Source organism: Thiovibrio frasassiensis, from assembly GCF_029607905.1.
Taxonomy (GTDB): Bacteria; Desulfobacterota; Desulfobulbia; order Desulfobulbales; family Desulfurivibrionaceae; genus Thiovibrio; species Thiovibrio frasassiensis.
Genome location: NZ_JAPHEH010000001.1, coordinates 2,052,832 through 2,072,837, shown reverse-complemented (window position 1 = coordinate 2,072,837; position 20,006 = coordinate 2,052,832). Strand labels below are relative to the sequence as shown.

19 protein-coding genes and 2 tRNA genes are annotated in these 20,006 nt (G+C 56.2%); 6 read left to right on the top strand and 15 right to left on the bottom strand.

The genetic code is table 11. The features are described 5' to 3' along the window. Positions 1–87: 87 nt before the first annotated feature. Entirely contained in the window at positions 88–516 is a 429-nt protein-coding gene (rplM, locus tag OLX77_RS09735; protein ID WP_307633404.1) for a 50S ribosomal protein L13, read from the bottom strand. Between the two features lie 133 nt (positions 517–649). Further along, a tRNA-Gly gene (locus OLX77_RS09730) sits at positions 650–724 on the bottom strand. A gap of 296 nt (positions 725–1,020) precedes the next feature. Here OLX77_RS09730 and hisB point away from each other — a divergent pair. The 4 genes from hisB (at position 1,021) to OLX77_RS09710 (ending at position 3,517) form a co-directional block, all read left to right on the top strand. Beyond that, positions 1,021–1,620, top strand: coding sequence for an imidazoleglycerol-phosphate dehydratase HisB (gene hisB, locus OLX77_RS09725; protein WP_307633403.1), 600 nt, complete (start codon positions 1,021–1,023; stop codon positions 1,618–1,620). A gap of 22 nt (positions 1,621–1,642) precedes the next feature. After that, positions 1,643–2,278: a hypothetical protein gene (locus OLX77_RS09720; RefSeq protein WP_307633402.1), complete on the top strand. Its 636-nt coding sequence runs from the start codon at positions 1,643–1,645 to the stop codon at positions 2,276–2,278. An 8-nt stretch (positions 2,279–2,286) separates the two neighbouring features. After that, positions 2,287–3,048 carry a tRNA lysidine(34) synthetase gene (locus tag OLX77_RS09715; RefSeq protein WP_307633401.1) on the top strand — a complete coding sequence of 254 codons (762 nt, stop codon included), beginning with the start codon at positions 2,287–2,289 and terminating at the stop codon, positions 3,046–3,048. A gap of 211 nt (positions 3,049–3,259) precedes the next feature. Beyond that, positions 3,260–3,517 carry a ComEA family DNA-binding protein gene (locus OLX77_RS09710; protein WP_307633400.1) on the top strand — a complete coding sequence of 86 codons (258 nt, stop codon included), beginning with the start codon at positions 3,260–3,262 and terminating at the stop codon, positions 3,515–3,517. Between the two features lie 64 nt (positions 3,518–3,581). Here OLX77_RS09710 and hemB read toward each other — a convergent pair whose 3' ends face one another. The 12 genes from hemB to amrA all read right to left on the bottom strand — a co-directional run bounded on the left by hemB (position 3,582) and on the right by amrA (position 17,726). Next, entirely contained in the window at positions 3,582–4,556 is a 975-nt protein-coding gene (hemB, locus tag OLX77_RS09705) for a porphobilinogen synthase (RefSeq protein ID WP_307633399.1), read from the bottom strand. Positions 4,557–4,603: 47 nt separating this feature from the next. Continuing rightward, on the bottom strand, positions 4,604–6,361 hold the full coding sequence (locus tag OLX77_RS09700; RefSeq protein WP_307633398.1) for an AAA family ATPase: 1,758 nt from the start codon (positions 6,359–6,361) through the stop codon (positions 4,604–4,606). Between the two features lie 32 nt (positions 6,362–6,393). After that, positions 6,394–7,764 (bottom strand): sigma-54-dependent transcriptional regulator, encoded by a 1,371-nt coding sequence (locus OLX77_RS09695; RefSeq protein WP_307633397.1) that lies wholly within the window; start codon positions 7,762–7,764, stop codon positions 6,394–6,396. A 97-nt stretch (positions 7,765–7,861) separates the two neighbouring features. Further along, entirely contained in the window at positions 7,862–10,096 is a 2,235-nt protein-coding gene (locus tag OLX77_RS09690; RefSeq protein WP_307633396.1) for a sensor histidine kinase, read from the bottom strand. A gap of 1 nt (position 10,097) precedes the next feature. Beyond that, entirely contained in the window at positions 10,098–10,670 is a 573-nt protein-coding gene (locus tag OLX77_RS09685) for a DUF4390 domain-containing protein (RefSeq protein WP_307633395.1), read from the bottom strand. 156 nt (positions 10,671–10,826) lie between these two features. Then, a complete protein-coding gene (gene hflX, locus OLX77_RS09680) occupies positions 10,827–12,467 on the bottom strand; it encodes a GTPase HflX (protein WP_307633394.1) in 1,641 nt (546 codons plus the stop codon). 17 nt (positions 12,468–12,484) lie between these two features. Continuing rightward, positions 12,485–14,413 (bottom strand): selenocysteine-specific translation elongation factor, encoded by a 1,929-nt coding sequence (gene selB, locus OLX77_RS09675; protein ID WP_307633393.1) that lies wholly within the window; start codon positions 14,411–14,413, stop codon positions 12,485–12,487. A gap of 3 nt (positions 14,414–14,416) precedes the next feature. After that, entirely contained in the window at positions 14,417–15,055 is a 639-nt protein-coding gene (locus OLX77_RS09670; RefSeq protein ID WP_307633392.1) for an MBL fold metallo-hydrolase, read from the bottom strand. A gap of 11 nt (positions 15,056–15,066) precedes the next feature. Then, a complete protein-coding gene (locus tag OLX77_RS09665; RefSeq protein ID WP_307633391.1) occupies positions 15,067–16,029 on the bottom strand; it encodes an Mrp/NBP35 family ATP-binding protein in 963 nt (320 codons plus the stop codon). Between the two features lie 195 nt (positions 16,030–16,224). Further along, entirely contained in the window at positions 16,225–16,761 is a 537-nt protein-coding gene (locus OLX77_RS09660; RefSeq protein ID WP_307633390.1) for a DUF3334 family protein, read from the bottom strand. A 173-nt stretch (positions 16,762–16,934) separates the two neighbouring features. Next, positions 16,935–17,021, bottom strand: a tRNA-Leu gene (locus OLX77_RS09655). A gap of 105 nt (positions 17,022–17,126) precedes the next feature. Further along, positions 17,127–17,726 carry an AmmeMemoRadiSam system protein A gene (gene amrA / locus OLX77_RS09650; RefSeq protein ID WP_307633389.1) on the bottom strand — a complete coding sequence of 200 codons (600 nt, stop codon included), beginning with the start codon at positions 17,724–17,726 and terminating at the stop codon, positions 17,127–17,129. Positions 17,727–17,856: 130 nt separating this feature from the next. Between amrA and OLX77_RS09645 the strand changes: the two genes are divergently transcribed. Continuing rightward, positions 17,857–18,225: a hypothetical protein gene (locus OLX77_RS09645; RefSeq protein WP_307633388.1), complete on the top strand. Its 369-nt coding sequence runs from the start codon at positions 17,857–17,859 to the stop codon at positions 18,223–18,225. Positions 18,226–18,277: 52 nt separating this feature from the next. Here the strand turns inward: OLX77_RS09645 and OLX77_RS09640 are convergent, their stop codons facing one another. Further along, entirely contained in the window at positions 18,278–18,625 is a 348-nt protein-coding gene (locus OLX77_RS09640) for an IscA/HesB family protein (protein WP_371877474.1), read from the bottom strand. A 228-nt stretch (positions 18,626–18,853) separates the two neighbouring features. Between OLX77_RS09640 and OLX77_RS09630 the strand changes: the two genes are divergently transcribed. Continuing rightward, entirely contained in the window at positions 18,854–19,948 is a 1,095-nt protein-coding gene (locus OLX77_RS09630) for a 6-phosphofructokinase (protein ID WP_307633385.1), read from the top strand. Positions 19,949–20,006 lie beyond the last annotated feature (58 nt).

Sequence of the window (20,006 nt, the reverse complement as noted above, 5' to 3'; positions counted from 1 at the left end):
GCTCCAATATCCTGTTGTATACAGTGCAGGATTTTATACCCAGAGGGCATAAGTTTCGTTTAAGCAGGCAAGCTGCTCAACTCAGCTTTATAATTCCAGAGACTCAGGCTGCTGGGCGGTATGGGGATGCTCCGTTCCGGCATATACCTTTAATTTCTTCAATTGATGCCGCCCCAAGGTGTTTTTGGGCAACATGCCACGAACAGCCTTGCGCAAGAGTTCTTCCGGCTTTTGCTCCAGAAGGACCTTGGCGGTCTTTTCCTTCAAACCACCCATAAAACCGGAGTGATGACGATAGATCTTGTCATCCCACTTCTTTCCGGTCAGACGGACCTTGTCCGCATTGACTACGATGACAAAATCACCGACATCTTGAAAGGTGCAGTAATTTGCCTTGTGCTTGCCGCGCAAACGCGTCGCAATCTCGGAAGCAAGACGTCCAAGTACCTTATCTTGAGCATCAACGATCAACCACTTACGCTCAATATCTTTGACCGGGGTCAAATAAGTCTTCATTTCAAAGCCCTCGCAAAACCATAAAAGAATACAACAATATAAGTCAAAATGGCCCGCTCTGCCATGAAAAAATGCAGGACGGGCTGTCGGTCAATGCAAATAGGCCCACAAAAAAGGAGCCTCAATCAAAATGTGGAGCGGGAAACGAGATTCGAACTCGCGACTTCAACCTTGGCAAGGTTGCACTCTACCACTGAGTTATTCCCGCTCATTGTTTACACTGTGAAAAACGCAAGATGTATAACAATGCGGGAAGAGGTTGTCAACAAAAAACCTGAACGCCCGGGATAAATATATCCATTGCAGCACCATCTCCCCCTAGCCCCGGAAAGATCGATAATATTTTGTTATTACAATCTTTTCCCTGAGAAAGATGGGGATTCCTATTGCCGGAAGCAGCTTCATCTTGGTATATACTATCATTCTTCTTTTTTTACTTATCTTTTCTTTAACTGACGTTCCCGGCTTCAGTGCAAACAGCCGGATACTTGCAGGAGCGACCCCATGGCAGCACAGAGAGCCCGGCAAAGCGAAGTGCAACGCAAAACCAAAGAAACCGACATAGTCCTTTCTTTCGCCCTTGACGGCACAGGCCAAGCCCAGTGCAACTCGGGAGTGCCTTTCATGGATCACATGCTCACCCTTTTTACCGTCCATGGTTTTTTTGATCTTACCATCCAAGCCACCGGCGACACCGAGGTTGACGCACATCACACTGTGGAAGATCTCGGGATCTGCTTGGGACAGGCCCTGAAAAAAGCATTGCGGGATTTTTCCGGGATCAAACGTTACGGCTTCAGTGCCCTACCCATGGATGAAACCCTGGTCCGGGTGACCCTGGATTGCTCCAATAGGCCGCATCTTCATTATGGCGTGCCCTATCTTGAACAGAAGGTCGGCGACTTTGACACCCAGCTGGCCAAAGAGTTTCTCCGCGCCTTTTCATTGCATGGCGGGCTGACCCTGCATGTGGAAATGGCCCATGGCGAAAATACCCATCATATTCTCGAAGCAATCTTTAAGGCTCTGGGCCGGGCCCTTGACGAGGCAACGACTATTGATCCCCGCGCCCAAGGCCCCGTCTCATCCAAGGGCTCCTTATAATTTTTACACTGGAGAAACCATCGTGACACTCTGCAAACCGTATACCGTTTTTCTGGCAAGCCTGACCGTACTCACCCTGCTTTCCGGCTGCGCACAAAAAACCGTTCAGATCCAGGCCGAGGAATTGGCGCCAATTAAAACAATCGTTGTGCTTCCTGTGGAAATCAGCATGGATGGCCAGAGCAATCGTCCGGCCAAAGAGATGCAACAACTTGAAAAAGGACAGATACTCCTAGACACAATGCTGGCGGAATATTTCTCTAACCGCGAAGATATCGCCCTCCTCACGCCGGGACAACGCGATGCCCTTGAAAAGGACATGGCCCGTTGCCGAACGAGTGCGGTCGTTACCATCTGCAAGACCAAGGTTGCTGATGCGGTCCTTCTCTGCACCCTGCAACGCTTTACCGAGCGGGAAGGGTCTGAATATTCCATTGTCAGCCCGGCCTCTGTCTCCTTTACCTACAAACTCATCCAGGCAGAAACCGGAAAAACCTTATGTTCCGGTGCGTTCGACGAGACCCAGCAACCCCTGCTTGCCGACATGTTCCAGTTTTTCAAAAAGGCAAAGCGCGGCGTAAAATGGCTCAGTGCCGAGCAACTTGCCCGAGAAGGCTTCAAACAAAAAATTGCCGACTGCCCCTATCTGAAAAAATAATCCTGCCCGTGTTCGCCCTCCCCAAGCAATTCAATCACCTTGTTGGCCGGGCCATGCATCTCTACCAGATGCTGGCCGATGGCGACAGGGTGATGATTGCGGTTTCCGGCGGTATCGACAGTCTGGTCCTTGCCTGGCTGTTGAAGGAATGGCGTCACAAGGCCCCGATCCGCTATGAGCTTCTGGCGGTCCATCTCGACATGGGCTTCGGCGGCGTGGAATACGATCTGGTCAAGGAACAACTCCGCCGCATCGACCTGCCCATGCTGCTTGAGCGGACCGAATTCGGGCACAAGGCGCTCCTTGCCGAAAATGGCAAAAGCGGCTGCTATCATTGCGCCCGCCAACGCCGCAGCCGGCTTTTCTCGCTGGCGGATGAACATCACTGCAACAAACTCGCCTTCGGTCACCATCAGGAGGACATCATCGAGACGTTTTTCCTCAATCTGTTTTACGGCGGCAATCTCAGTGCCATGGCGCCAAAGCAGGAGCTGTTTGCTGGCAAGCTGGCCCTGATCCGTCCCTTGGCCATGGTGGGAAAAAAACAAATCGTCGAACTTGGACAAAGCTTGGGCATAACCCCTGTGACCAACCCCTGTCCTCTTGCCGCGGACTCGCGCAGGGAAACGATCCGGACTTGGCTCACCCCCCTCTATGAAAAGGACCCCGCCCTCAAAGCCACCATCTTCGCAAGCCTTGGCAATGTGCGAACCGACTACCTGCTTACTCCTCTCGCACCCCTGAATATCACCCCCCCCGCAACCAAGTAATCCTTCCCCGGGCTGCCAGTGAGGGCAAAAGCGGATTCCGCCCTCTTCCACGGAATACGCTTTTCCGTACTCCCCCCCTTGACATCCGCCTAACATCCAGATACCATCAATAAGGCATCCGTGTGTTAGGCGACAACTGTCTTCTTCGCGGACAACAGAACCATGCCGGGGTGCATGGTGCACTCTGCATTATTCTTTCAGGAGGAAACCCATGCTGAAAATTTTTCTTTCAACGCTGTGCGGATGTTTATGCTGGGCAACGGTCGCTTTTGGCGCCGTGGATATCAACAAAGCAACCCCTCAGGAACTCACCAACCTGCAGGGCATTGGCCCGGCCAAGGCGCAAGCCATTGTCCAGTACCGACAAAAAAATGGCCAGTTCAAATCAACAAAAGAACTGGCCAAGGTGAAAGGTATCGGCCCCAAGATCGTGGAAAAACTTGGCAGCGAGATTACGGTAACAAAGTAAGGGACAGAACGAGAGTCAATGCACCCCGGCATGCTCCAGAAAAAACATCTCTAGCCCCCCTGGCCTATCCGTTGAGCAATCGAGCCATCTCCTTGGCAAAGTAGGTGATGATGATATCCGCGCCTGCCCGCCTGATGCTGAGCAGGCTTTCATGCATAACCTTTTCCCCATCGAGCCAGCCATTGGCCGCGGCCGCCTTGATCATGGCATACTCGCCGCTCACTTGATAGGCGGCGATGGGCAGGTCGAATTCATCACGCAACCGGCTGATGATGTCCAGATATGCCATGGCCGGCTTAACCATCAGGATATCCGCCCCCTCTTCCACATCCAGAGTTGCCTCCCGCAGGGCCTCCCGCACATTTGCCGGGTCCATCTGATAGCTCTTGCGGTCGCCATGCTGGGGAGCGCATTCAGCCGCATCCCTGAAGGGTCCGTAAAATGCGGAGGCATATTTTACGGCATAGGACATGATCGGCAGCATGTGAAAATTGTTCTCATCAAGAATACCCCTGATCTCGGCAACCCGACCATCCATCATGTCCGAAGGCGCCACCATGTCGGCCCCGGCCTGAGCGTGGGAGAGCGCAATCCTGGCCAACACCTCAAGAGTAGAGTCATTATCCACCACCTTATCAATAATGATCCCGCAATGGCCATGGCTGGTGTATTCGCACAGACACACATCCGTACAGACCGTAAGCGCAGGCGCCGTGTTTTTCAGCTCCCTGATGGCCCGCTGGATGATGCCGTCCTTGGCGTGCGCGCCTGAACCTTTCGAATCCTTCTTCTCCGGCAGACCGAAGAGAAGAACCGAGTTCACCCCCAACCCCATGCACTCTTTGGCTTCCTTGGCCAACTGATCAACGGATATCCGAAACACCCCCGGCATGGAGGATACTTCTTCGCGAATACCCTTGCCGGGCATGACAAAAAGCGGATAGACCAGATTGGCCGGAGATATAGTGGTCTCACGGACAAGCGCCCGAAAGGTTTCGTTCTGTCTGAGCCTGCGGGCTCGGTATTCAGGAAAAATCATGGTTTATGCTCTCCTTGGTTCAGCCGGCGAAGATCTTCCCCCGGCTCCTATTCAACTTTAAAGGTTTCTCCCACCAGGGTATTGATATACCGCTCCGGCGCATCGACTCCTTCCTTGGGTACAACCACCTGCGCAACCCCTTTTTTCTGTCCCATGAGGCGCAGGCCATATTCCATGGCCTGCAGAATTTGGGCGCATGCGGCCTGAATGGCCTCAAGGGTCCGCGGTTCGCGGGTCAAAAGCCGATCAACCGCCTCTTCGCTGAAGAGCACTTTGACCCCGCATTTTTCGCTGATCTCCATCTCCGAATCATGGATGGCCTGAACGAAACGAATAAAGGTGTCACAGACCTCGCGGGGGTCCACATCCTGATCCTGACTCTCCTTGGCCATGAGCTGCAGTCGCGTTGGCGTGGTCAGCACCTGATGGTCTTCGAGATAACTCCCCATCCGCTTGAGAATAAAAGCGGTCAACCGCTCAAATTCCGCAGCCTGCAACGCCTCAAAACGGGTACGATGCTCCGCCTGCACCCCCTCGTCCCGCAGCAGCCTTTCCAGTACCGCGGCCGGAGAATGCACCATTTCCACACCCACCACCAGATGGCGGATGCTGGTGGAGGGGAGCTTTTTCTCGTAATGGAGGAGAACCTTTTCCATGACGCTTACCAGCCCCCGGGCTCCGGTTCGTTCCTGCTTGGCCAGTCTGGCGAGTTCATGCAGTGCTTCCTCTTCAAACTGCAGACTGATCCCGTATACCCGGAAATCCTGTTTCTTGGCAACCACGATGGAGCTGTTAGGATTCGCCAGAATCTCGTAAAAATCATCTTCACTCAGTTCATCGAGCACGGCGATAACAGGCAGACGCCCGACAAACTCACTTTCAAAGCCGAACTCGACAAGATCCTCCGCCTTGACCTGTTTGAGAAAACGCCCACCGGTTTTCACCGAGGAGACGGAGCTCTCAAAGCCCATGGATTGCTGCTGTACCCGCTTCTTAATGATATCTTCAAGCCCGGCAAAGGCGCCGCTCGTGATAAAAAGAATATTTTTGGTATTGACCACCTGCCGCTCGCGCTTGCCCGTAGCCCGGTACTGTTCGATGGCTTCGATCTGCGAGACCGGATCGTGGGGCACCTTGAGCTCGACCTCGGTTTCCTCCATGGGTTTGAGCAGCGCGCGCTGCACCCCGGTCCGGGAAACATCGGCCCCGATTCTGTACGGGCTTGAGGCTATCTTGTCGATCTCGTCCAGATAGATAATGCCGAACTGAGCCCGATCAATATCCCCGTCCGCCTCGCGAACGAGATCGCGGACCAGATCCTCCACATCCCCGCCCACATACCCAGTTTCACTGAACTTGGTGGCGTCGCCCTTGATAAAAGGCACCCCAAGGTGCCGGGCAATAAGCTTGATCAGAAAGGTCTTGCCCACCCCGGTCGGCCCCATCAACAGAACATTGCTTTTGATCTGCCCCATGCTGCGCCTGGCCTGCCGCGGTTTCGCCAGGGCGTAGCTGATCCGGTTGAAATGGGTACAGATCTTGGTGGCAAGAATGGCCTTGGCCTCATCCTGCCGCACCACATATTCGTCGAGATAGGCAATGAGCTCTTCCGGATTGGTATCGAAATGAAAATCCGCCGCCCCAGCCTTGCTGGGCTTACCCGAGTCGCTCTCCTCGCTCTGGGACATGGGCAGCAGACCGCTGGAGATGATCTTCACCTTCTGCCCGTACTTCTTGCTGAGATACTCCCCGATTTCCTTTTCCAACTCCTTCTGGTCGGGAAGGGTGGCGTCGTATTCGCTCATGGCATCCTCTCTGGTTTCGGGACAATCAACACTTACTCTTCGTCCAGGGACAAGGATTTCATCTTCCTGTGCAGATGACTCCGCTCCAGGCCAATTTGTTCCGCAGTCTGGGAAATATTGCCGTCATGCGCGGCAAGACGGGTCTTGAGAAAATCCCGCTCAAAAATCCTTTTGGCCTCTTTGTAGCTCACGGTTTGGTACTGGACATCAAGTCCGGCAACAAAGGGCGCACCTTCTCCCGGCGCAATACCGAGCAGCCGCCCGACCATACCCTCATCCACCGTTTCCGCCGGGCACATGATCATGACCCGTTCGACAAAATTGCGCAATTCGCGGACATTGCCCGGCCAGCCGTGATGCATCATGGCCTGCAGCGCCTCTGGGCTGAACTTCTTATCCCCCAACCCCTTCCTCGCGTTGTCTGCCAAAAAATCAGCGACCAGCAGGGGAATATCCTCGCGGCGCTCCCGCAACGGCGGCACCTGAATGGGCACCACATTGAGCCGGTAAAAAAGATCCGCCCGAAACGTGCCGTTTTCGATTTCCTGCTCCAGATCCTTATTCGTCGCGGCCAGGACCCGAACCTCGACCTGGATGGTTTTCGAGCCGCCCACCCGCTCAAATTTCTGTTCCTGGAGAATGCGCAGCACCTTGGCCTGGGTTTTGAGGCTCATATCGCCGATTTCATCCAGAAAGAGGGTCCCGCCGTCCGCCAGATCAAACTTCCCCCGCCGACTGGCGGTGGCTCCGGTAAACGACCCCTTCTCGTGGCCGAACAGCTCGGACTCGATCAGCTCTTCAGGAATGGCGGCGCAGTTCAGTTCGATCATCGGCTTGGCCGCGTTTTTCGACAAGCGGTGGATACTCTGGGCCACCAGCTCCTTGCCGGTGCCATGCTCCCCCCGGATCAAGACCCAGGCCTCGGTGGGAGCCACCCGCTCCACCAACTGCCGGAGCTCCGCCATGGCCGGTGATTTGCCGGTGAGCTGCGTGGCGCGCTGACTCTGCTGGCGCAGGATGAGATTCTCTTTTTTGAGGCGGGCGAGATCCAGGGCATTGTTGATGGAAAGAATGATCTTGTCGTAGGAGGGCGGCTTTTCAATAAAATCATAGGCCCCCATCTTGGTTGCCTGCACCGCCGTCTCTATGGTGCCGTGGCCGGAGATCATGATCACCGGCAATTCGGCATGGGACTCCTTGATTCGTTTCAATACCTCGAGCCCGTCAAGCCCAGGCATCCAGATATCGAGAAGCACCAGATCCACCCGCTCCTCCTCCAAGAGGGAAAGGCCGTGCTGGCCATCCTCCGCGGAGAGCGCGTGGAACCCCTCGTCCGTGAGAATCCCGGACAGGGAATCACGGATACTTGCTTCGTCGTCTATGATAAGGATTTTCTTTGCCATCGTCGCTTCGCTACCGTCGCTTCGCTACTGTCGTTTCACTAAAATTTGCCAGCTATGCCCAATATACCATGCCCTGCATGGCATGGGGGACGGTTTTCTAGCCATTGTCCAGGGGCAACTCGATAATGAACCGGGCTCCCTGGGGCTCGTTGTCCTTGACCCGGATATAGCCGTGATGGTCCGCGACCACCGTGCTGGCTATGGCCAGCCCCAAGCCGGTGCCGGTCTTTTTTCTTGAAAAATACGGCTCAAAAAGCCGCAACTTGTCCTCATCGCTCACCCCGGAGCCATTATCGCGCACCTCGAGAATGACCACATTGCGCTCTTTCTCGCAGGCGAGAACAATTTCGATCACCCCGTTCTCAACGGTGGCAGCCACGGCATTGTTGAGAAGATTCACGAGCACCCGCTTCATCTGTTTGACGTCAAAGGAAAAGAGCGGAATCGGCCCCTCCACCCGCAAGCGAAACTGCCGGTTTTTATGGGCCTCCTGATAGAGAACGAAGGCCTCATTGGCCATCTCGGCAATATTGCCCATGGCTTTATGCACTGCGGGCATGCGGGCAAAACTGGAGAATTCGCTCACCAGTTTTTTCAGCTCGTCAACCTGATTGACAATGGTTTTGGTGCAGACATCAAACACCTCCTGATCCCCGGCCAGCCGATCAAGATAGCGCTTGCGAAGCCGCTGGGCGGAAAGCTGGATGGGAGTGAGCGGGTTTTTCACCTCATGGGCGATCCGCCGCGCCACCTCACGCCAGGCCGCCATCCGCTGCGCCTTTTCCAGCTCGGTGAGGTTATCAAACACCAGAACCACGCCAAGGGGCTGATTGTTTTCATCTTCCAGTCGGGTGAGATTCACCCGCAGCGAAAAGGTCTCATCACCCACCGTGAGGCGCAGCGGTCTTTCCAGGGACGACTTGCCGCTTTTGGCCAGTTCGAAAAGGAACCCTTCCAGAACCGCCCGATGCTCCGGCCTGAGTACCGTGCGATATTCCTTGCCTTCAAAACCACCGCGGTCAATACGGAGAAGTTCCTCGGCAAAGCGGTTGATCGTGGTGATCCGGCCGTGCTCATCGAGAGAGATAACCCCGGCCGCCACATTCTGCAGGACAATCTCCATGTAACGCCGTCTGGTCTCGGCATCAAGATTGCCCTGGCGCAGGGCACCATTTGCCTCTTCGAGCTGCCGCTTGCTGGCGGAGAGATCGCTGGTCATCCGATTGAAGGAATCAACAAGGGTTCCCATCTCGTCGCCAGAGGTCTTTTCCAGAACAAAGTCCAGCTCCCCTTCTGCCACCCGCCGCGTCGCCTCAGCCAATCTGCCGATGGGCCCGGTCAGGCCGCCGGCCACATAAAAGGCAAACCAGATTGCGCAAAAGACAATCAGCAGGGTGACAATCAGCAGCATGACCAGCAAACTGGTTTTAATCGGGGCCTTGAGAATCATCAACTGCTTGTAGCCCTCATACCCGGCGGAGATGGTCTGCATCCGCCTGACCCGTTCCTGGGGAATGAGCAGCGAAACAATCAGCACCCCCGAACGACCATCGGTACCGCCAATCCGTACCGGGCTGACCCCGCGCACCAATTCCCCGGCCGCCACCGGCTGAATGGTTAACTGTTCCTTACTGTCGGCCAGCGCGTTCCGCAGCATGTTCAGCGGAATTTCCGGGACACCTTCGCTGATGATCTCCGGCCGGTAGGCACGGGCCAAGACCTCTCTTTGTCCTGAGACCACCTCGATTCCGGCCAGGCCATGGCTTTTCATGATCTCTTGCAGCACAGGGCTCAGATTTTCCACACCAATATCGCCGTACCGCTTCGCTTCCAACCGTTCCGCGATAAGACGCGCCTGGCGGTCAACCTGGTCCTGCGCCTCCTGGTAAACATTCTTGGCGATGGAGATGGATTCTTCAAGGGACTGGGCAACATTGATATTGAACCAGTAATCCATGCTGGTGGAAACAAACTGCAGGGCGATAAAAAAAAGCAGACCGGTAGGAAAAAAGGACATGGAAACAAAGGCGATCACCAGTTTGGAACGAAGCTTTGTCCCCAAAAAACGGCGCCGCCGCTCAAAAACGAGCTGGGCCAGATTGCGGAGCACCAGAAAAACCATTAACAGCAGCAGGAGGATATTGAAATTGATGAGGACGAAGATCAGAACATTGCCGCTGACCGGAAAGGGGATGGCTCCCAGTTGTACGATCCTGGTTTCAAAATAGGTCAGCAGAGGGATCAGAACGAGGCAGGAAAGGATGATCAGACGAATGCGCTTTTTTCGGCGCAACCGGTCTTTCGTGAGGACCTCCTCCTGGGTGGCATCCATGCTAATACCTGAATTCCACGGTGTACCATTCTGTTTCAAAATCCCAGAGGCTCCAGAAGGGAATCACATGGTGAAAATAGAGCGGCAGGGTTTTTTCCGCCAGCCGGGCCTTCACCCTGAGCAGGTATCCCGCCTCCGGCTGCAGTAGCTTCAGCGGCGATATCGGAGGGCCATTGAGCTGGGCCATGGCTTTTTTCGCCTCACCCAGGGTTTTGGTGCGGAATGTCTGTCCCGGCAGCTCCGAACGGACAATACTGTACTCCTCTTTCAGCGTATCGTAGCTCAGGGTATGGTCAAACTGCAGGGAAACGAACTCCTGATTCATCCACATCCGTTTATGTTCCAGCTTCACATAAAAGCTGAAGGTCACCGGGATACCGTTTCTGATCCCCTCCTCCATCTGTTTGGTAAAGGCATTATTGACCGTGAGAAACAAAAGCAGGTCCGTACTGGAGTTGGTAACAATCAACTCCTCGATGGTCGCATTCTGGGCAAGCGCGGACTCCCCGCCCCCAAAGAAAATGGCCAGAGCGAGCAGCAGAGAAGCAACACCGCGCAGATATCGTTTACTCAAGAGTGTGCACATAATCCATTAGCCGTTGTTGCAACATAATATCATCGTTATCGAGATGACCGCTCAGCAGAAGAGACAGCACGGAAAGGCCCCGGAAAGGCAGGGGGCTCATACCAGCTTTTCCTCATGCGGGGGGCTTACCCCTTCAGCCATGCTTCAGCTTTCCGCTAAATCCTCAACCCCAACCCCTTCTTCCCTGCGCACCTGCCATTTTTTCAGCACCATGCTCCTGGCCCTGTCCAAAAAAGGACCAAAGCTTTTGGCATCCCGAGCACTTAGGGCAACCCCCTCGTGGAGCCGCAGCTGCTCGGCCACTCCCTCCGGCGCCACCAGATCAATCTTGTTAAAAACCTTGAGGCAGGGGAGATTGTCCAGCTCAAGCTCCCGCAGCAACTCCTCCACCACCCGGATATGGTCGCCGCAGCGCGGATTGCTAAGATCGATAACATGCACGAGCACATCAGCCTCGTGCAGTTCCTCCAAGGTCGCCTTGAAGGCCTTGAGCAGCTCCTCCGGAAGATTGCGGATAAAGCCCACCGTATCCGTGATGATGACCTCCACGTCCTCGGGGAAGCGTAGCCTCCGGCTGGTCGGATCCAGGGTGGCAAACAACTTGTCCTCGGCGACAATGGTGCTCTTGGTCAGGGTGTTGAGCAGGGTTGACTTTCCGGCATTGGTATAGCCGACCAGCGAGAGAACCGGCAAGTCCTTTTTGCGGCGCCGGCTCCGCCGCTGTTCCCGCTCACGGCTGACCTCTTTCAATTTTTTGCCCAGCTTTCCCAGCCGATCATTGATACGGCGGCGGTCCACCTCAAGGCGGGTTTCCCCTGGGCCCCGTCCGCCGATGCCGCCGGTAAGCCGGGACAAGGCGTCGTCACGGGTGGTCAGTCTGGGCAACATGTATTTGAGCTGCGCCATCTCGATCTGCAGCTTGCCTTCCCGGCTCAAGGCCCGCCGGGCAAAGATATCGAGAATCAGCTGGGTGCGATCGATAACCCGCAGTTCGGTGTGGTCGGTTATCGATCGCACCTGGGAAGGATTCAGCTCCTGGTCAAAGATCAGCAGATTGGCATTGAGCCGTAGCGCAGTCAGCATGATCTCGCCGAGCTTGCCCTTGCCCAAGATCAAGCGGGGATTGATCTTTTCCCTCCGCTGCACCACGGTGTCGAGCACGATTACCTCAGCGGAGCGCGCCAGCTCGACAAGCTCGTCCATGGACTCCTGGGCCTTGCCCTTGGAAAGCGGGGTCACGCTGATCAGAATTGCCCGGTCCCGCCCCAGATCAATCTCCCGCACCGGCCTGGCCTTGGCAAACTGATCCTCAAGCGAGGTAATGAAATCCCGGCAGCGGAACTGCTGGCTGGGAATCTCAGGCGGCAGCAAGAGCCAGTTGCGGCCCGCCACCGGTTGCGGCACCAGATGGGCGGAATAGAGCCGGGTTGCCCCGCCCTGATCCATCTTCACCACACTCATCATATCCAACCGCAGGAAAAGCAGATCCATCAAGTCGTCTTCGCTGAGATCCTCGCCAGAAAGATGGGTATGCACACAGCGCAAGCCCTTAAGACGCCCGCCGGAGGAGCGGAATTGCTTCAGGGACGGAATCATGATGGAGCGATGATCCCCGACCATGACCGCCTCGACCTGCCCGGATCGGCTGAGCAACACGCCAATCTGCCGTCCGAGCTCAAGGGCAACGGTCCAGATTTCTTTTGCCAGCTCCGGACTGATGATCATATCCGGAGAAACCCGACGACCGGCAATGCGCTCAAGCCCTTTCAGCTGGGCGGTTTTCAAGCCGCCGGTATTGCCGCTTATTGTGCCGATGACCGAGTCTCCCTCAACAGACGGCGATCGCCAACCCGAATGGTTACCTTGATTTTATCAAAATACTCCAGCAATGGGATAGAAAACTTCCTGGTCAAGCCGGTGAGATTTTTAAAGCGCGGGGCATCGATCTCGCCTTCCTTTTTGATGAAGGCCACCAATTTTTCCTGCAGTTCGGTGATGGCCCGGCCCAGAAAATAGAGATCCTCACTGATCTTGACCAGCACCTGCTCGCGGACCAGCAACTCAAGGACCTCACGCACCAAGGGGCCGGGATACTTGGCAAAACGCTCCTGCACCTCGCGCACGGTGGGCGGTGTCAGCCCCGCCTCGCCGTAAAAAGACTCCATTTCGGCACGGATATCCTGGGCGTCCGCCTTCAGCGATACCCGATGATCCGCCAGCCTGACCACGGACTCCTCGACCGCGATGGTCCCCTGCTTGACCAGGGTATTGAGCAAGAGCTGAAAAAGTCTCTGATCCAGGTCATGATGCAGCCTGGAACGCAGCTCCTCCTTGGAGAGGCCCGGCTTCATCGAATTGTCCCGGTGAAAATCGGCCAGGATCTTGGTCAACTTTGCACTCATCCCCTCGAAGGTTTCCGCCGCGATCATGCGCTGCCGATCGGAATCGACCATGATGATCTTCCGGCTGGAGATAGGCCCGTCGAGCAGCTTACGGAAACGCTTGCCGAACTGCCCCATTTTGACGCAGAGCGCATCGAAGGTGAGTCCGACAACCCCGGCCTCCTTCAAATGCAGGAGGGAGATATCCTCGGCGGATCCTTCCTGATACAGGGCAAAGATCTCGCTGTTCGCTTCCTTAAAGCGGCGCCGTTTGGGCGGGGAGCCGTTCCAGATCCCGCCGCCGCCGATGGTGGCCACCGGCGAATAGCTCCGCACCACATAGCGGTCCCCGGGCCAGGCGCCGAAGGGCTCCTCAAGCAGGAGCTGCACGTTGGCCCGATTGCCCGGGAGCAGCTCCTCATCCTCCAGGAGCACCACCCGACCCATGATCTCGGCGGTGCCGATGTGGATCCGCACCCTGCTTCGATTCTTGAGAGGTTTGGCGTTCCCGGAGAGATAGAAAAAATCTCCGTCCAGAAGAAAGGAGGGGGCAAGGGTTCCTGGGGTAGCGAGCATGTTGCCCCGACTGATCATCTCGGTGTCCAACCCCTGGATGTTGATGGCGGTACGCTTGCCCGCCTCGACCAGCTCCACATCCTGGCCGTGCACCTGAATGCCGCGGATCTTGGCGGTATGCCCTTGGGGATAGACAGTGATGTCTTCGCCCACTCCGATCCGGCCCGAGATGGAGGTGCCGGTAACCACTACGCCGAACCCCTTCATGCTGAAAACCCGATCCACCGGCAGCCGAAACGGGCCATGGGCCTCGGAAAACTCGCTGCCCCGCACCAGGGTGTCGAGAACCTCGCGGACCTCGTCGAGTCCCTCGCCGGTGGTGGAGGAAACCGCGACCATGGGGGCGTCTTCCAGGAAACTGCCAGCCAGAAACTGGCGGACATCCTCCCGCACCAGCTCCAGCCACTCCGCATCCACCATATCTTTCTTGGTGAGGATCACCAGCCCCCGTTTCACCCCGAGCAGACGGCAGATCTCGAAATGCTCTCGGGTCTGGGGCATGATCCCTTCGTCCGCCGCAATGACAAAGGCGAGCAGATCAATGCCGGTGGCGCCGGCCACCATGTTTTTCACAAAGCGTTCGTGCCCGGGCACATCGATGATGCCGAGGCGATGGCCGCAGGGCAGATCAAGAAAGGCGAAGCCGAGCTCGATGGTGATGCCCCGCTTCTTCTCTTCCTTGAGCCGGTCGGTGTCGATGCCGGTAAGGGCTCGGACCAGGCTGGTCTTGCCGTGGTCCACATGGCCGGCCGTGCCGAGGACAATCTCCCGCATCTGCTACCAGTTCCCTTTCAGGTACGGGTTGTGGCGAGCCTCTTCGCCCACGGTGGATTTGGCGCCGCCATAGCCATGCCCCGGCCAGACCACGGTCTCCTCGGGCAAAGCCAGGATCTTCTTGTGGATGGAAGTCAGCAGCTGATTGCTGTCGCCGCCGGGGAAATCGGTCCGCCCCAGCCCTTCGACAAAGAGGGTGTCGCCGGTAAACAGATGGGGCGCCCCGTAAAAACAGATCCCGCCCGGGGTATGCCCAGGGGTATGGAGAACGGTCAGGGTGAGTTTGCCGATGAGGATTTCCTCGCCATCGGTTACGGTCCGGTCCGCAGGCGGCGAAGGGGGCAGGCCGAGCATGGAGAAATAGTCAATGATCTCCGGCCGGGCAAAAAACTCGGCATCCGCCGCATGCATGAGGATGGGGGCGCCGGTGGCCTTCTGGATCACAGCGTTGCCGCAAACATGATCCGGATGGCCGTGGGTGCAGAGAATCATTTCAACGCTGAGCCCTTCAGCCCGACAGAGGGCGAGAATCTTCTCCTCGTTGCCGCCGGGATCAATGATCCCGCACTTCTTTGTCTCCTCGCAGCCCACCACATAGCAGCAGACTGCCATGGAACCCACGGTCAACTGTTTGACAATCATATTCAAAAACCTCAGCAGTCACAGGTGGTTGGGTTGCATGGCCCCCCGCCGCAGCCGCAGCTCGATCCAGCCTTGGCCATGGGAATGGAGGCGGCCGCAGTCCTGACCGGAAGCTCCTGCTCCACCTTGGCCAGAAAGGCTTCAAAGGCCTGAACAGCAGGGCTCGTCCCGCCGGAAGAGAGATAGGGCTTGCCGTCATCCCCGGCGATAACCACCCTGGGGTCAACAGGAATCCGGCCGAGAAAGGGCACGGAAAACTCCGTGGCCAAGACCTCGCCGCCGCCGGTCTTGAAGATATCCACCGTTTTGTCGCAGTGCGGACAGACAAAGCCGCTCATGTTCTCGACGATGCCGACGATCTGCATGGAAACGTGCTTGCAAAAATTGATGGACTTGCGCACATCGGCCAGGGCAATATTTTGGGGGGTGGTCACAACCAGGGCCTTGGCATCCTTGATGGTGTGGGCCACGGTCATGGGCTCATCCCCGGTGCCGGGGGGGGCATCGATGATCAAATAATCCAGATCGCCCCAGTTCACATCGGCGATAAACTGGCGGATCGCCTGATTCTTCAGGGGACCGCGCCAGATGATGGGATCGTCCCGGTTCTCCATCATGCTTTCAAGCGAGATGACCTTGAGCTTGTTGTTATATTCCAGGGGAGGCATCTTGCCGTCCTTGGTAAGCTCGCCGTCCATCCGGCCATGCATGCCGAGCATCCGGACGATATCCGGACCGTGGAGGTCAACGTCCATGAGGCCGACCTTGTATCCCTTGCCGGCAAGGCCCAAGGCCAGATTTACCGAGACGGTGGACTTCCCGACCCCGCCCTTGCCGCTCATCACCAGGATCTTATTCTTGATCCGATCCAGAGAGGCGGCGATTGCCGTATTCTGCTGGGCCACCGCCGCATCGGCGGAGCCGCAGCCACTCGCTTTTTTACTGCCACAGGTTCCACTGCTGCACTTCGACATGACGCACCTCCAAGTATATAAGAAAAGCAAAAATGAACGGATTCATAGGGGAACTTTATCTTATACTGTAAGACCGTCTGTTTTGAAAGGCAAAAGCCCGCCCGCACTCCCTGACGGCCAGGGGTCCTTTCGCGGCTGCCCACAAAAAAGGCTGCCCGCAGGCAGCCTTTTTTATGAATTGATTGAGGCACACGCTCAAAGAGCAATAAATTCCGTGCGCTCCAAGGCCATTTCCATATAAAATCGGTGGGTATCCAGACTGAATACCAGCCGCCGGTTATCCTGGAAATCCAGATCCGGGGTAAGGGTAATCGCGGTGTTCAAAGCCAAGGCCTTGGGCTGACCGATATAGGAGGTAAGATCGAACTTGCCTTCCACCATCTGCATGGCCTTGCCCATGAACTGGTTGGTCATCTCCCCCATGGTGTCAACCACCTCGGCGGAGGTCGAATCCTGGGCCAGATCGCTCTCCGGCATCCCCATGGCAAGCATGTAGCTCCGATAGAGCTCCATGGCGGCTCCGGCGGAAAAATTCACTACCACCAAGCCGTTATAATCCCCGGCAAACTGGACAAAACAGCCGATTTCCGGCCGCAGACTCACCTTGGGAATAACCTGAATCGTCTTGGAAAACTTGATGGACTTTTGCGTGCTCTTGTCCAGGGTTCTCTTCACGGCCTGACAGAAAATCTCGGCGATTATGTCAATGGTTGGCTGTTTTTCACTCATCATTCTTCCTCCCCAATGGCCAAAACTCCTGGCGCAGATTATTCCAGATTGCCCTCGAGCAAGCATTCTGCACGACATCATCCAGGTCCATTCCTATTCGATTTTTCCTCGAAGGGCAACGGAGAACCGAAAAAAAGGGCTTCCGGGCCAAGGCCCAAAAACCCTTATCATGATTATGGTGCCCAGGACGAGAATCGAACTCGTACGGGGTTGCCCCCGAGGGATTTTAAGTCCCTTGCGTCTACCAGTTCCGCCACCCAGGCATGGCACTCAAATCAAACGGCGGTGTACCATATCACCTTGCAAAAATCAACAGCCATCCGCCAAGCCAGCCGGGGAACGTTTCGTTTTTATCGCTCCGTTTCACCCTACTCCTCAAAATACTGCACCCGATAGGTCAACACCTCAAGAGTTCCAGAGCGCCAGACCTCGGCGGGCAAACCACCCTTCCGACAGAGGTGGCTCAAGAAATCCTCAGGCGCGGGCAGCTGCTCCCAGACCTGGGGCAGAAAGGTGGCACCCTGCCCCCCCTTTCGGATAATGACCCCATCAACCCCAACCTGCAAACGAGCAAGCAGCTCCTCCGGAGTCGCATAGATCAAGGGGGTCGGCTCGGTGAGGATGCTGACCTCCACCTCAATTGCGGCCAGCTCCTCTTCCTCAACCGGGCTGAAGCGGGAATCGTCAAAGGCGGCATGCAGGGCATTGCGTTTCACCCCCTCGACAATAGGGTCAATGCCGACAAGGGTGCCGATGCAGCCACGCAACTCCCCATGCTCTTTCAAGGTGACAAAGGTTCCCCTCTTCTCCTGAAGGGCTTGATCCCGCAAGCACGCCGCAATATCAGGGTCCGGTTCCCGCCCCTCTTTCCCAAGTTGCCGGGCAATGGTCTCGCGCGCCAACCAAAGTAGCGCTTTCCCCTGTTCCTCCGTCAGGCCTGCATCCCGTGCGCCTTTATCCAGTGCCATAAGCCACTCCTTTGATCTTTTTTCCCCACACCCTTTTCATAATACAGTATCTTTGAAATGAGGAAAAATCATAGGAGTTTTCTGCATACCGCTGTTCTACGGACAACACGATTCGGGAGGGGGAAGGAAAATGAAACGGATGAAAATGGCCATCACCCTTCTGGCAACATCCAGTGTCTTGCTCGCCGCCGGCAGCTGCCTTGGCGCAGATGGTGCGCACGGGAAACTGCTCTTTGAAAGCCCCGGACTCGGGGGAGGCACCTCGGGAAAAAGCTGCCTCACCTGTCATAGGGACGGAAGGGATTTCAGCCCGGAGACCCTGAGCAGGAAGCACTATCTTGTCATGGGCAACCCCGTTGCCGGTCTGGCCGAGGTGATCAATTTCTGCATCGAGGTGGCCCTCCGCGGGGAGGCAATTCCGGAAAACGGCGAGGAGATGCGCGATCTTATCGCCTACCTCTCCGTTTTCATCAAAGACAACCGCAAGCCGCCCCAATAAAAAACCCCGGCCGGAGCCAGGGTTTTTTTAAAACAAGGACAAAGCAAAACAATCAGCCCCCGCAGGAACCACCGCCGCTGCCGCACGAACTGCCGCAGCTCCCACCGCCACCGCCGCCGAGAGGCTTGGCCGAGGAGATGCCGAAACCGGAACGGGGTCCGGCCTCGATGAAGTCTACTTTGATGACCCCACACTGATTGCTGAGATTATTGTCGAGGAGGAATTTAATCCCGCCATGTTCAAACGTCGCATCATTTTCTTTTGGCTCATCCAGAGCCAATCCCAAAGAGGGGCCTGCTCAGCCACCCTGCATTAAGGCTACACGTACGGCAGAATCGATATTATTATCGGCCAGGTACGCTTTCAGTTTGACAACCGCCTGCTCTGTTACTTCAAGCATCCTATGATCTCCTCGTCAAAATGGTTCATAAAAAAATATCCGGCTTTAGGAGGCCGGCAAGAAAAATGGATTTTCAGCTTTTTCTTATGTAGTAAATTAAGAAATATAGACCCATAAGTCAAGGCTGGTTTTTTGTTTTACGCTCCGGGCGATTCACGCTATAAATAAAGAAAGAATTTCCCCCAAAGAACAGAACTCTTTTCTCCGTTGGTATACGAGGCCGAACAGATGAAAAAAATTGTCATATCCACCGGCGGCGGCGACGCCCCGGGCCTGAACGCTGTAATCTACGCCGTGACCAAATCCGCCCATTACCGGGGCTGGGAGGTATATGGCAGTCACGGCGGCTACAAAGGGCTGCTTGACCCGGACGAACTTGTCCGCCTCACTCCGGAGATGGTTGAGGACATCACCCCCACCGGGGGCACCATCCTCGGCTCTACCAATAAAGGCAACCCATTCGCCATGCCGGTGGAAAACCTGGCCGGCGAGGTGCAGCTCCGCGATGTTTCCGACCGGGTTATGCAGAATTTCACCAGGATGGGTTTTTCCTGCCATATTGCCGTGGGCGGCGACGGCAGCCTGGAGATCGCCCACCGTTTCGCCACGGAAAAAGGGATGCCGGTGATCGGGGTGCCCAAGACCATTGACAACGACCTGCAGGCCACCCACAGAACCTTCGGCTGCGACACCGCCGTGGCTACGGCGACCGATGCCCTTGACAAGCTCCATTCCACCGCCAAATCCCACGACCGGGTCATGGTGGTCGAGGTCATGGGACGAGATTCCGGCTGGATTGCCATCAACTCCGGGATCTCAGGCTGCGCCGATGTCATCCTCATCCCGGAGATTCCCTTCAACCTCGATTCGGTCTGCAACAAGATCAACGACAACGAGCTGCACCATAAACATTACGCCATTGTCGTGGTGGCCGAAGGGGCTCGGGCCAAAGACACCGAGGTCATCCATAAGGCCACGGAACAATGCGCGGTGGGTCGGCAGGAGGTGCTGCTGGGTGGGGTAGGCGAATGGGTGGCGCAACAGATCCGGGAAAAAACCGGCAAGGACACCCGTTCCCTGGTGCTGGGGCACCTGCAGCGCGGCGGCTCGCCCACCACCTTCGACCGGATGCTGGCCCTGCGTTTTGGCGGCGCGGCGGTGCGGCTGGCCGAGCAGGAGATCTTCGATCACATGGTGGCGCTGGCCGCCACGGATATTATCGCCGTACCCCTGGCCGAGGCGATCAAGGGCCGAAAAAAGGTGCCGCTGGACAGCGACAAGGTCCTCACCGCCCGGGAAATCGGGATATGCCTTGGGGATTGAAGAAAGTGAAAAATTAAAAATGCAAAATGAAAAATGTACAGCGAAAAGCCCAGGTATT

Coding starts and splice junctions, on each gene's coding strand:
- rplM (WP_307633404.1), bottom strand. CDS start 516: ATGAAGACTTATTTGACCCCGGTCAAAGATATTGAGCGTAAGTGGTTG.
- hisB (WP_307633403.1), top strand. CDS start 1,021: ATGGCAGCACAGAGAGCCCGGCAAAGCGAAGTGCAACGCAAAACCAAA.
- OLX77_RS09710 (WP_307633400.1), top strand. CDS start 3,260: ATGCTGAAAATTTTTCTTTCAACGCTGTGCGGATGTTTATGCTGGGCA.
- hemB (WP_307633399.1), bottom strand. CDS start 4,556: ATGATTTTTCCTGAATACCGAGCCCGCAGGCTCAGACAGAACGAAACC.
- OLX77_RS09700 (WP_307633398.1), bottom strand. CDS start 6,361: ATGAGCGAATACGACGCCACCCTTCCCGACCAGAAGGAGTTGGAAAAG.
- OLX77_RS09695 (WP_307633397.1), bottom strand. CDS start 7,764: ATGGCAAAGAAAATCCTTATCATAGACGACGAAGCAAGTATCCGTGAT.
- OLX77_RS09690 (WP_307633396.1), bottom strand. CDS start 10,096: ATGGATGCCACCCAGGAGGAGGTCCTCACGAAAGACCGGTTGCGCCGA.
- selB (WP_307633393.1), bottom strand. CDS start 14,413: ATGCGGGAGATTGTCCTCGGCACGGCCGGCCATGTGGACCACGGCAAG.
- OLX77_RS09670 (WP_307633392.1), bottom strand. CDS start 15,055: ATGATTGTCAAACAGTTGACCGTGGGTTCCATGGCAGTCTGCTGCTAT.
- OLX77_RS09665 (WP_307633391.1), bottom strand. CDS start 16,029: ATGTCGAAGTGCAGCAGTGGAACCTGTGGCAGTAAAAAAGCGAGTGGC.
- OLX77_RS09660 (WP_307633390.1), bottom strand. CDS start 16,761: ATGATGAGTGAAAAACAGCCAACCATTGACATAATCGCCGAGATTTTC.
- amrA (WP_307633389.1), bottom strand. CDS start 17,726: ATGGCACTGGATAAAGGCGCACGGGATGCAGGCCTGACGGAGGAACAG.
- OLX77_RS09645 (WP_307633388.1), top strand. CDS start 17,857: ATGAAACGGATGAAAATGGCCATCACCCTTCTGGCAACATCCAGTGTC.
- OLX77_RS09630 (WP_307633385.1), top strand. CDS start 18,854: ATGAAAAAAATTGTCATATCCACCGGCGGCGGCGACGCCCCGGGCCTG.